At 35.9% G+C, this 13,147-nt stretch carries 7 protein-coding genes; 6 read left to right on the plus strand and 1 reads right to left on the minus strand.

Annotation, left to right across the window (positions count from 1 at the left end; translation table 11 throughout):
* Positions 1-101 precede the first annotated feature (101 nt).
* The 5 genes from araA (at position 102) to ACKU4N_RS05990 (ending at position 7,358) form a co-directional block, all read left to right on the plus strand.
* Positions 102-1,586: an L-arabinose isomerase gene (gene araA, locus ACKU4N_RS05970; RefSeq protein ID WP_321321564.1), complete on the plus strand. Its 1,485-nt coding sequence runs from the start codon at positions 102-104 to the stop codon at positions 1,584-1,586.
* A gap of 82 nt (positions 1,587-1,668) precedes the next feature.
* Complete coding sequence (locus ACKU4N_RS05975) at positions 1,669-3,528, plus strand: sodium:solute symporter family transporter (RefSeq protein ID WP_321321566.1); 1,860 nt, start codon at positions 1,669-1,671, stop codon at positions 3,526-3,528.
* A 91-nt stretch (positions 3,529-3,619) separates the two neighbouring features.
* Positions 3,620-4,306 carry an L-ribulose-5-phosphate 4-epimerase gene (locus ACKU4N_RS05980; RefSeq protein WP_156195039.1) on the plus strand — a complete coding sequence of 229 codons (687 nt, stop codon included), beginning with the start codon at positions 3,620-3,622 and terminating at the stop codon, positions 4,304-4,306.
* Positions 4,307-4,344: 38 nt separating this feature from the next.
* On the plus strand, positions 4,345-6,057 hold the full coding sequence (locus ACKU4N_RS05985; protein ID WP_321321569.1) for a ribulokinase: 1,713 nt from the start codon (positions 4,345-4,347) through the stop codon (positions 6,055-6,057).
* Between the two features lie 179 nt (positions 6,058-6,236).
* Positions 6,237-7,358 (plus strand): aldose epimerase family protein, encoded by a 1,122-nt coding sequence (locus tag ACKU4N_RS05990; RefSeq protein ID WP_321321570.1) that lies wholly within the window; start codon positions 6,237-6,239, stop codon positions 7,356-7,358.
* A 79-nt stretch (positions 7,359-7,437) separates the two neighbouring features.
* Here the strand turns inward: ACKU4N_RS05990 and ACKU4N_RS05995 are convergent, their stop codons facing one another.
* Entirely contained in the window at positions 7,438-8,496 is a 1,059-nt protein-coding gene (locus tag ACKU4N_RS05995; RefSeq protein WP_321321573.1) for a M24 family metallopeptidase, read from the minus strand.
* A 270-nt stretch (positions 8,497-8,766) separates the two neighbouring features.
* Here ACKU4N_RS05995 and ACKU4N_RS06000 point away from each other — a divergent pair, with 270 nt between their 5' ends.
* The gene (locus ACKU4N_RS06000; RefSeq protein ID WP_321321575.1) at positions 8,767-12,804 is read left to right on the plus strand and encodes a hybrid sensor histidine kinase/response regulator transcription factor; all 4,038 of its coding nucleotides are present in this window, start codon (positions 8,767-8,769) and stop codon (positions 12,802-12,804) included.
* Positions 12,805-13,147 lie beyond the last annotated feature (343 nt).

The raw sequence follows: 13,147 nt of genomic DNA on the forward strand, positions 1-13,147 counted from the left end.
ACTAGTAAAATAACTATTTTAATTTGTTGGTACATCTTATTGTTATTAACGTGATGATTAATTGTGTTTACTAAAAAAGTATAAAATACTATAAGAATAAAATGAAAGAGCTAAAAGAAAAAGAGATTTGGTTTGTGACCGGAAGTCAACACTTATACGGTCCTAAGACGTTAAAACAAGTAAAAACAAATTCAGAAGAAATTGCTGAAGGGCTTAATGCATCTGAAGCAATTCCTGTAAAAATTGTTTTTAAATCGGTATTAACAACCCCTGAAGAAATTTATAATTGTTGTCTTGAGGCAAATACAGACAACAACTGTATTGGATTGATTACATGGATGCATACTTTTTCGCCATCTAAAATGTGGATACAAGGTTTAAGTATATTGAGCAAACCATTTGCACATTTACATACTCAGTACAACAGAGATATTCCATGGAGTGAGATTGATATGGATTTCATGAATTTGAATCAATCAGCACATGGTGGCCGTGAGTTTGGATTTATCTGCACACGATTGCGATTAAATCGTAAGGTGATTGTAGGTCATTGGAAAGATGAAAAAGTTCGCAAAACCTTAGGAAGCTGGACAAGATCTGCTGTTGGATATAATGAATCTAAAAATTTAAAAATTTGTCGTTTTGGCGATAATATGCGTCATGTTGCCGTAACAGAAGGCGATAAGGTTGAAGCTCAGAAAATATTGGGCTGGCAAGTAAATTATCACGGGGTTGGTGATCTTGTTGTTAGTATGGATTCGATAACAGAGCAAGAAATTGATTCTTTAATGGATGTTTATGCTGCTGAATACAAATTAGAAGATAAAACAAATTCAAACATTCGTTATCAGGCTAAGATTGAATTGGGAATGAAGAAATTCCTGGATGCAAATGGATATAAGGCTTTCACGACCAATTTTGAAGACTTGCATGGTTTGAAACAACTTCCTGGGTTGGCTTCTCAACGATTAATGGAACAAGGTTACGGTTTTGGAGCTGAAGGTGACTGGAAACAATCTGCTTTGGTACGAATCATGAAAGTAATGTCGGCAGGTATGAAAGGCGGATGTTCTTTTATGGAAGATTATACTTACCATCTTGATCCCGCTTGTCCTTCAGTGTTAAGTGCACACATGCTTGAGATTTGTCCTTCAATTGCTAAAGAAACTCCAAGTATCGAAGTTCATCCATTGGGAATTGGAGGAAAAGATGCTCCTGCCCGTTTTGTATTCGATGTGCCTGAAGGGGAAGGAATAAATGCAACTCTTGTTGATATGGGAGGACGTATGCGAATGATTGTTAATCCTGTGACAGTTATTACACCTAAAGCATTACCAAAACTTCCTGTTGCCCGTGCCCTATGGGTTCCACAACCAAATCTGGAAATTGGTGCTGCTGCGTGGATTCTTGCCGGTGGTGCTCATCACACTAGTTTTAGTATGGCATTAAACAAAGAATGTCTTGAAGACTTTGCTGAAATGGTTGGTGTTGAATTTGTAACAATTGAAAACATAACAACAATTTCAGATTTTAAGAAAGAGCTAAAATGGAATGATTTATACTACCATTTGGCGAAAGGATTGTAGAAAATATTAAAGATCAACTAAACAATACTCATTCAAAATGCTCTCGGTATATTACTGAGAGTATTTAATAAAACGAATAATTATGAATGCAGGTTTTACGACCATTGACTATGCCATTTTTATCGCTTATGCGATACTGATTGTTGCATTGGGTTTGTGGCTTTCCCGATCAAAAAGTGGGGAAGAAGAAAGCGCAAAAGACTATTTTTTAGCGGGAGGAACACTTTCATGGTGGGCAATTGGAGCTTCATTAATTGCAGCAAATATTTCTGCAGAACACTTTATTGGAATGTCGGGTTCTGGTTTTGCTGTTGGTTTGGGAATTGCGGCATATGAATGGATTGCGGCTATTACGCTTATATTGGTAGCAAAGTTTTTATTGCCGCAAATGATTGATAAAAAGATTTATACAATGCCTCAGTTTGCTAAGGAAAGATATGGCGAAGGTGTTAGTTTCTTCTTTTCGTTCTTTTGGTTGTTGGTTTATGTTTTTGTAAATCTTACTTCTGTAGCTTGGTTAGGAGCATTGGCAATGGATCAGATTTTGGGTGTTCCAATGGAGTATGGAGTACCAAGTTTACTTATTTTTGCAGGAGTATATTCAATATATGGTGGACTTAAAGCTGTGGCATGGACCGATGTAATACAAGTTGTTTTTCTTGTTGGCGGAGGTTTAATTACTGCATGGTTTGCATTGGATGCTGTTGCTGGAGCGGATGGTTCCGCAATCGATGGTTTTCTTTTGGTACTTGATAAAGTTCGTGAAGTACCAGGTGATCTCCATTTTAACATGATTATTAATGAGAAATTAGATGCAAATACCTTTAAAGATCTTCCAGGACTTGCTGTTATTTTTGGAGCTATGTGGCTTACCAATATAGGCTACTGGGGATTCAACCAGTATATTATTCAAAAAGGATTGGCTGCTAAAAATTTAAAAGAGGCTAAACGAGGTCTTCTTTTTGCCGGATACTTAAAAATCCTGATTCCGATTATTGTAATCATCCCTGGAATTACTGCTTATGTGATGTTTAATCATCCAGATTTAAATGGTGTTGTTGATGGTTTATCCGGAGCAATTGATAAGCCGGATCAGGCTTATCCGTGGTTACTTCGTAATTTTGCTCCTGAAGGCATCAGAGGCTTGGCTTTTGCTGCATTAGTTGCTGCTGTGGTTTCGTCATTGGCATCAATGTTAAACTCTACTTCAACTATTTTCACACTCGATATTTATAAAAGCCATATTAACAAAGCGGCTTCTGAAAAGACAATGGTTCTAGTCGGTCGTATTTCGGCTGCAGTTGCATTGATTATTGCAATGGTTGCGGCTAAACCTTTATTGGGAGGCTTAGATCAGGCGTTCCAATATATTCAGGAATATACCGGTTTTATTTATCCTGGTGTAGTGGTGGTATTTGGAATGGGAATTCTTTGGAAGCGTGCTACGAATCGTGCTGCGCTTTGGACAACCATAGCAACTTTGCCAGTAGGTATTCTTATGAAGATGGCTTTACCTGATTTGCCTTTTATTATTCGCATGGGCTATGTTTGTATGGTATTGATTACAATGGCTGTAGTTCTGGTTCTGACAGATAGTCATCAGGTTAAGGCTGAAGAAATATCAGAAGGAAACCGCCAAAAACAATTAAAAGGTGCTAAAGTCTTCATTGGATTAACTGCTTTAACATTAGTTTCAGGTTTTGTTTGGGGAACAGATTGGTTTGGTATGAGTCTGACTCATCTTGGTTTTCATTCCATTTTTATGATGACATTTATGATGGCTTTTCTGGCTATTATCATGTTTACCAATGCGAAGTCTAAAAAACAAGATAGTAAAGCTTATTCCTATGAGCCTGAGTTGTTTCAGACAGATAGAACCTTTTTGTTCGTTGCAATGGGTATTGTGTTAATTATTGTTGCATTATATGCTTATTTCTGGTAAAATAATATAATAGGTGTGAATTAAATTGCCTGGTAGTTGAGTTAAATATGGTAAGGTTAAAAACTATCAGGCAATTTTTAAAATTCGAATAATGGACTTAAATAAGTTAAAAGAAGAGGTTTTTAAAGCCAATCTTGAATTGGTGCAATATGGATTGGTACTTTTTACATGGGGAAATGTAAGCGCTATTGACCGGGAAAATGGTTTGGTTGTAATAAAACCAAGTGGTGTTTCCTATTCCGAAATGAAGAGTGAAGACATGGTTGTGGTTGATTTGGACGGGAATGTTGTAGAAGGCAAATTACGTCCTTCGTCAGATACGCCTACTCATCTTGAGCTGTATAAAAGTTTTAAAGAGATAGGCGGAATTGTTCATACTCATTCAACTTATGCAACCGGATGGTCACAAGCAGGAATTGGGATTCCAATACTAGGAACCACTCATGCTGATTATTTTAACGGACAGATTCCTTGTACACGTGATATGAATGAAGCTGAGGTAAAGGGAGCTTATGAAAAAGAAACAGGCACCGTAATAATTGAAGCATTTAAAGAATTGAATCCGATGCATGTTCCTGGTGTGATTGTTAAAAATCATGGTCCGTTTACCTGGGGGAAAAATGCAAATGATGCTGTTCACAATAGTGTTGTTTTAGAGGAGCTGGCCAAAATGGCTTTCATTGCAAAAACCATTCAGCCAAATGCCTCAATGAATTCTCTTCTGACTGATAAGCATTTTAGTCGCAAACATGGTAAAGATTCATATTACGGTCAGTAGGTAAAACTGCTTTGATTTAATGATTAAAAATACAGTTTATGAGTGCAAAGAAATATGTAATAGGTCTTGATTATGGTTCAGATTCAGGAAGGGCTGTTGTTGTAGATGTTGCTACCGGAGAAGAAATTGCATCGTCGGTTATGAATTATCCCCGATGGATGGAAGGGATGTATTGTGATCCTGTAAAGAATCAATATCGCCAGCATCCATTGGATTATATAGAAGTTATGGAGTATCTGATTAAAGATGCTCTGGAAAAATCGCCAAAAGGGGTTGCCGGAAGTCTGGTGGGGCTTTCATTTGATACAACAGGAAGTACTCCTGTGTTGACGGATGAGAATGGCACCCCTTTGGCTTTATTGCCTGAATATGCTGAAAATCCGAATGCAATGTTTGTGTTGTGGAAGGATCATACTGCGGTTAAGGAAGCTGCTGAGATTAACGAATTGGTGAAAAAATGGGATGTTGATTATTCTCAATATGAAGGTGGAATTTATTCTTCGGAATGGGTATGGGCAAAAATGCTGCACGTATTGCGTGAAGATGAATCCATACGGGATAAAGCTGTTTCATGGATAGAACATTGTGATTGGATGTCGGCGGTATTAACAGGAAAACTGAAGCCAACAGAAGTGGTGCGCAGTCGCTGTTCAGCAGGTCATAAAGCGATGTGGCATGAGTCATGGAACGGATTGCCTCCGGAGGAATTTTTGACCAGTCTCGATCCCTTGTTAAAAGGTTACCGAGATCAGTTATATGAAGAAACTTATACGAGTGATGTTTCGGTAGGGAAAATTTCTCCTGAATGGGCTGAGCGTTTGGGTATAAGCACCGATGTAGCTGTTGGAGTTGGAGCATTTGATTGCCACATGGGTGCTGTTGGGGGTGAGGTAACTCCAAACGTATTGGCACGGGCAATAGGAACTTCAACCTGCGATATCATGATCGCTTCTTACGATCAGATTGGCGATAAATTAATTCCTGGTATTTGCGGACAAGTAGATGGTTCGGTAATTCCAGGTTATGTTGGGTTGGAAGCAGGACAATCAGCTTTTGGTGATTTGTATGCATGGTTTAAAAATGTTGTTGCCTGGCCAATCGAAAATATCCTTTCAAAAACGACTTTGATTGATGAGGAAACCCGTGAAAAATTGATTGAGGAAGCTATCTCGAAGATTATTCCGGAGTTAAGTAAAGAAGCTGAAAAAATTTCAATTGAAGAATCTACAATTGTGGCTGTTGATTGGATGAACGGACGACGCACTCCAGATGCAAGTCAGGAGGTAACAGGTTCTATTGCTGGTTTAACTTTGGGTTCTTCGGCGCCTCGTATTTTTAGAGCATTGGTGGAAGCAACTGCTTTTGGGTCAAAAGCTATTGTCGATCGATTTGTTCGTGAAGGTGTTGAGATTAAAGGAATTATTGGTTTAGGTGGAGTAGCCAAGAAGTCACCTTTTGTGATGCAGACTTTAGCAGATGTATTGAATATGCCGATAAAAATTGCGCGTACCGAGCAAACATGTGCTTGCGGTGCAGCAATGTTTGCAGCTGTTGCTGCCGGAGTATACAAAACAGTAGGAGAAGCTCAAAAAGCAATGGGGCAAGGTTTTGATATGGAATACATACCTAATCCGGATCACGCTAAAAAGTATCTGGAGATTTACGAAAAGTATGTAAAATTAGGAACTTTCACCGAGCAGGTATTGTTTGGAAAAGATAAAATAGTTGAAACAATAGGACAAATTAGTTAGATTAGTTAGCGGGAAACCGAGGGGGGAAATGTTAAGTTCCATTCCCTCGGTTTTTTTGTAACATTTCGGAGTTTCTGCAAGCTTCATTTAAAAATTAGTGGTGAATTTAGAATCGATTAATATTGATCTTTTCGGGATTTATACAATTAGAAGAAATTGATAACAATAAACTAAATATTATGAAACTATTAAATGTGTTATGTATTGTAATTATTCCTGTTATGATGAGTTGTCAGAAGCCGCAAAAAAAGGAATTGATTTCTGAAACAGATTTTTCTTGTGATTACAATGGAAAGAAGGTTGAACTTTTCACTTTAACGAATAAGAATGGTCTGGTTTGTCAGTTAACAAATTTAGGAGCCAGAGTTGTAAGTTTATGGGTGCCGGATAAAAACGGAAATTTTGCTGATGTTGCTGTTGGATATGGAACAGGAAAGGATTTTATAGATAAAAAAGAATATTTTTTTGGGGGAACAATAGGTCGTTATGGAAACCGAATTGGTCAGGCTAAATTCTCTCTGGATGGAATAGAATATCAGCTTGAAGCAAACAATGGAGAGAATCATTTGCATGGTGGATCAAATGGTTTTTACCGACAAATTTGGGATGTGAATCAAATTGATAAGCAAACTTTGGAGTTTAGCCTGCATTCAACTGATATGGATGGAGGATACCCTGGTAATGTTGATGTAAAAGTAAAATATCAGTTCACAGATGATAACGAATTAAAAATCGAATATTTTGGAACAACAGATAAGCTTACAGTTCTAAATCTTACCAATCATACTTATTTTAACCTTAAAGGAGCAGGAGAAGGAACAATTAACGATCATCAGTTAATGATCAATGCTGATTCTTATACTCCTGTGGATGCTGGTTTAATTCCAACTGGTGAAATTGCATCTGTTAAAGGGACAGCATTCGATTTTAACAATTTAACCGCTATTGGTGAACGGGTTGATAATGATGAAACGCAGTTAACCTATGGTAAAGGTTACGACCACAATTGGGTGTTGAATAAATCAGACGAAAAGCTGACTTTAGCGGCAAAAGTTGTTGAGCCGTCATCGGGAAGAATTCTTGAAGTTTATACCATTGAACCTGGAATTCAGTTTTACGGTGGTAATTTTTTAGATGGAGTTGTTGGTAAAGGGAATAAGAAATATGATTTCAGAACTGCATTCTGTTTGGAAACACAACATTTCCCAGATAGCCCAAATCAGGCAAACTTCCCTGATGTGACAGTTGAGCCTGGCGAAGAGTATTATTCAATTTGTATCTATAAATTTTCAAGTAAATAGTTTTTAGTTAGTATAGTGAAAATAGGCTGAATCTGTTACTGATTCAGCCTATTTTTTATACTTGTAAGAGTGAATTAGTTCACAATTCAATTAAATTTCGTTCGAATAAATTGAGAGGTTCGCATCCATCCTTTGTTACCAATAGAGAGTCTTCGATACGCAAGCCACCCCATTCGGGGATATAGATTCCAGGTTCCATTGTGATCACCATGCCCGATTGAAATGTAAATGATGCATCGTCTCTGATAAAAGGGGGTTCATGTATGTCTAATCCAACTCCATGACCAATTCCCGGATAATAATATTCTAAATATTTAGAGGGTATTTGTTTTCGGACCATCTCAGCAATTTCTTTTCCCTCAACTCCGTCTTTTATTGAATTGATGGCTAGTTTGCCGGCATTATTTATACAATCGTAAATTTCTTTTTGCTGATCGTTTGCTTGTCCCAGAACAAAACTTCGGCTTATATCTGCATGATAGCCATTGTATAAAGCTCCAAAATCGAACAGGATTAAATCACCATTTCCGACACGTTTTTTACCTGGTTTCCCATGTAACAGGGAAGTTCTTTTTCCTGACAAAACCATTGTTTCAAAAGAAAGATTATCTGCGCCGCACTTTTTAAGGTTGTATTCAAGTTCAGCAACGATATCAATTTCCATAACTCCTTCTTTTATTGAAGAGAGTGTGTTTTCAAGTGCCTTATCGGAAATTTGGCTGGCTTTTCTCAGATTTTCAATTTCATCTTTGGATTTTATAATGCGAATCTGTTCTACTAAATTTTGAGTAGGAACTTTTTCACCATTAATTTCAGAATATTCCTGAAATGTGATATGATTGCTTTCAAACCCAATTCTTTGAATGAATAAGGATTTAATGAGAAAATCATAAGTTAAAGAATTGTATCTCTTGTCGTTAATCCACTCAAATACAGTTATATCCTTATGGCATTCATTTTTGGCCTGTTCAGTATATCTGGGGTCAGTTATCAGATAACAAGATTGATTTGCTATGAGCAAGCGTGATGAATCTCCTGTGAAACCCGATAAATAGGTAACATTTGATTCGGAGGTAACCAGTAAAGCATCAATATTCTGTTCTTCTAATAGCCGAAGTGTTTTTTGTATTCTTTCCATGTTTATATTTTCAAATAAGCTTGATTAGATTCTATGTAAAGTAAATAAAAATTCAAATTCACAACTACAACAAATGTGTACCAAACTTATATAGGTGTTTTATTTCCCGCTGTAGAAAGAATATATCTATATTAGAAACAGAGGGTAAAAGATTCAGGAAAGTTACGATGTTTTAAAACGTATTTAGTACCTTTAAATTCTGATTTAAAGTCTTGTGTTTAAGTAGTTATGTGGGGTGTTAGGGCTTTTATTAAAATAATATTTATTTGTATGAATAGAATGATTTTAATTGTTTTTGCTTTCGTTTGCTCAACTTTGGGAAATTTAGCTCAAGCGGATAATGATTTCTTAAAATTTGTTCATTATACAAATGTGGATGGATTGCCATCATCATATGTGAAGAGTATAACACAAGATCAGGATGGTTTTATCTGGGCGGCAACAAGAAGTTCTGTATGTCGGTTTGATGGAAATAAATTTGAGAATTTCCAATGTGTTGATGATGGTAAGTATTCCGATATACAGAGTGATAAAGTTTTTGTATTGTGTGATACAATTTTAGTGTGTAGAACAATTAAAGGAAAGTTTTATCAATTTGATTTTAACAATGAATATTTTAAGTCCTATGAACCATTAAATGAAATAAAGGGGCTGGAGATTATTGTTCCAACTGAAGGAGGTGCATGGTTATGTGTTCAGCAGCAATTAAAATATTTTGACGGTGAAAGAGGTCAATGTATAAATCTGGAAGATAAAATTAAATTTGCGGTCTTACCTAAGGATACGAAAATTGTTGATGTTAGGGAAAAAAACAATAAAATTGTTGCTTTAACAGAGAATTCGATCATATATGTTATTGATCTGGATAAGAGATTTGTGAAGGGGATAGACTTGCCCCCAGAGGCGAAAGGAGAATCCTTTTTGGGATTTTTTTTAGATAGCAGCAATAAGATCTGGCTGGCAACCTCTAATACCGGTATTTGCCGGATTAATATTGAGAATGGGCAGTACATTCATTTTTCAGAAGAACAAAAAGGTTCGCGCCATATATTGCACAATATGGTGCATTGTTTGGCTGAAGATTCTATTGGAAGGGTTTGGATGGGGACCGAAAACGGATTGTGTGTATGGTCACCAGCCACAGAGAAATTTATCTATCAACAATTTGATTTGACCAATCCTGATGGAATCAATACCAATCCGATATACAATGCTTTTAAGGACAGTAGTGGAAATATTTGGTTTGGATCCTATTTTGGGGGGATAAATTTATGGTGTTCTAATTCAAGGTTTTTTAAGAAATGGAAGGCCGGAACCGGTAAAAGAGATTTATCAGGTAATGTAGTTAGTTGTTTGGTTGAAGATCAGAAAGGAGATTTGTGGATTGGTCTTGAAGATATGGGGCTGAATAAAATGAATATTTCAACTGGAGAGATAACGGAATTCCAAAGTTGTGCAGAAGGAAATGGCTTGAATTTTAATAATCTGCATTGTCTGATTTTTGAATCCCCCGAAAGATTATGGATTGGAACCTATACCCATGGGATTAATATTTTAAATACTAAAACAGGTCGGTTTGAATACATAACAACAAAAAATCACCCATTATTACCCTCCGATAATATTTATCATTTTTTGAAAAAGGGAAATCTGATCTATATCTCAACAAGCAGTGGTATTGCTGTTTTTAATACAATAAGCAAGTCGATATCTCCTTTTTTTAAGGATATACTTGAAGGGGTACAAATCGAATATATGTGTGATGCCGGTGAATACATCTGGCTTTCATCATTTACGGGTGTGTATCGTTACAAGGTGCAGGACCAAACGCTGTCAAAGTTTGATAAGATTCCTTTTATGAAAGGAATAAATTTTGTGAAAATAGATTCAAAAAGACGGGTTTGGATTGGCGATTCTTATGAGGCACTTTGTTATTACTATGAAGCGAATGATAAAGTGGTTCGATTCAATAAAGATAACGGGTTTCCTGTTTCGTGGATTTTTGGTTTGGAAGAAGAAGAAAATGGTGATTTTTGGGCCAGTAGTGATAAGGGCTTGGTTAAATTTAATCCTGAAACAAAGAAATATATTTTATTTGATCTTGATTCAGGCATCCCTTTTGAACAATTCAATTACAGAGCTTCGTATAAGGATAGTCGGGGAAATATATATTTTGGTGGAAATAATGGGATGGTTTCATTTTATGAATCGGGAGAAGAAGTTAAATCTAAACCTCTGGATGTAGTGTTTACCGAAATGCAGCTATTCAATAAGGTTGTGGTTCCTGGTGTTAATTCACCACTTAAAAAATCACTGAACAGATCATCTGAAATCAACTTAAAATATAAAGAAAATGTTTTTACGATAGGTTATACTGCACTAAACTATGAAAATCAAGGTAAGTGTCAGTATGCTTATTACCTTGAGAATTTCGATAAATCATGGAATTACGTTGGAAATAGGGGGTTTGCTACCTATACCAATCTTAGTCCGGGAAATTATACTCTTCATGTTAAGGCTTCTACCGATAAATCGGAATGGGGCGATCATCAACGATCAATTAATATTCATATTAAACCGCCATTTTATCTGTCGATATGGGGTTATCTAATTTACTTTTTTATTGTTTGTCTCATATTTATAGGTATTTATCTTGTTGGTTCGCGAATTCAAAAATCTAAGGCTATTGCTAATTTAGAAAGACGCGAGAAAGAATATGCTGTGGAATTGAATCAGGCAAAACTTGAATTTTTTACAAATATTTCACATGAATTCAGAACTCCTTTATCACTAATTATTGGTCCTCTTTCAAATATGATTGAAAATGAGAATATTAGTTTTTCGGTAAAACAGAAATTTATAGGAATTGAAAAAAATGTAAAAAGATTATTGCGGCTTGTAAATGAACTGCTTGATTTTAGAAAGGTAGAGCGGGGAAAAGAAACATTGCAGGTTAGCAAAAACAGTATTAATACTCTTTTACAAGATTTGAAGGAATCATTTTCGACTACAGCTGAAATGAAAGGTGTTGATCTTATCCTTGAGACAGAAGGTTCTGATTCTGAAGTGTGGTTTGATTATTCTAAAATGGAAAAGGTGCTTGTTAATTTATTATCCAATGCTTTCAACTTTACAGACAAGGGCGATTCAATCAGACTGACCGGAAAAGTACAAAACGAAATTTGTTTAGATAAAGAATTGAAACAGACTCTTGTTTTGTCGGTTCTGGATACGGGACATGGGATAGAATCCGATAAGCTGGATAAAATTTTTGACAGGTATTTCCAAGCAGAAGATAAAGACAAAGTTTATTCGGGATCTGGAATTGGCCTGGCATTTGTAAAGGGATTGGTCAATCTTCATAAAGGAAGCATAGTTGTAGAAAGTAAACTTCAGGAGGGAACTAAATTTACAATTTCATTACCCGTATCCAAGTCGGATTACTCTGATGATGAATTGACAGACTGTTGTGGCAGGAAAAGTATTCTTGAGGATATTGAAATGGAAAAAGATCATAAGAGCTATGCTTTGGCAGATAAATCGGAACAAATAAAAAATTCGCCGTCCATTTTGGTCATTGATGATAACCTGGAATTACTTGAATTTATTCGTGAAAGTCTTCAGGAAGAGTATAATGTAACAACGGCTTCAAGAGGTGAAGAGGGGTTGGCCCGAATTGCTGAATGTTCTCCCGAACTTATTATTAGTGATGTTATGATGCCCGGAATTGACGGTTTGGAGCTAACGAAAAGGATAAAAACAAATATTGAAACATCGCATATTCCTGTTATTCTTTTAACAGCAAAAGGAGGAACGAATAATGAATACATCGGCCTAAAAACAGGGGCCGATTTATTTATTGAGAAACCTTTTTACCCACAGATATTAAGTCAGAATATTTGTAATATCCTAAATACCAGAAGGAATGTTATTGAGCGATTTAAGAAAGATGCTTTTATTGCACCTGCTGACATAACACATTCTGAATCGGATCGTGAGTTTGTTCAGAGTCTCACATCTCTTATTATTGAAAATTTGGATCAATCATCAATGGATGTTTCTTTTATCACAAAGAAAATGGGGATTAGCAGATCTCTTTTGCATATTAAATTGAAAAGAATAACGGATTGTTCGGCAACTGAATTTGTTCGTACTGTCCGGTTAAGAGAGGCTGTGAAATTAATTTCTGATGGGAAATGTAATATCTCCGAGGCAGCTTATCGAACAGGATTTTCCAATCCAGCCTATTTTAGCCGGAGATTTAAAGAATTTTTCGGGAAATCTCCACGTGATTATTTTGAGATTTAGTTTTCATTTTCCTTATTTTTTGACAAGAGACTTCCTGTATTATTAAAATTCTGAGTTTTTATTATTGATTTTTTTCTCAATTGAAGTTTGAACTGCATAATTTCGTTTTTTTTCGGAATCGATTTCAATGAATTTTCATCTTTTGTCTTTGTCAGACATTTATCTTCCATTTATAATATCTCGAAAGCCATAGTTTTATTGGTCAATAAATTGATATTCAGCAGTGTTTGTTGTTGTATTACTTTCGGTTACACATTTGTATATGTTATTTCAACATACGTGCATGCACTTTTGTCATTGTAAATACATCTTTGAAATATCAAAATGATCCTAAATCTATTTA

It is taken from the genome of Labilibaculum sp. (assembly GCF_963664555.1).
GTDB lineage: Bacteria > Bacteroidota > Bacteroidia > Bacteroidales > Marinifilaceae > Labilibaculum.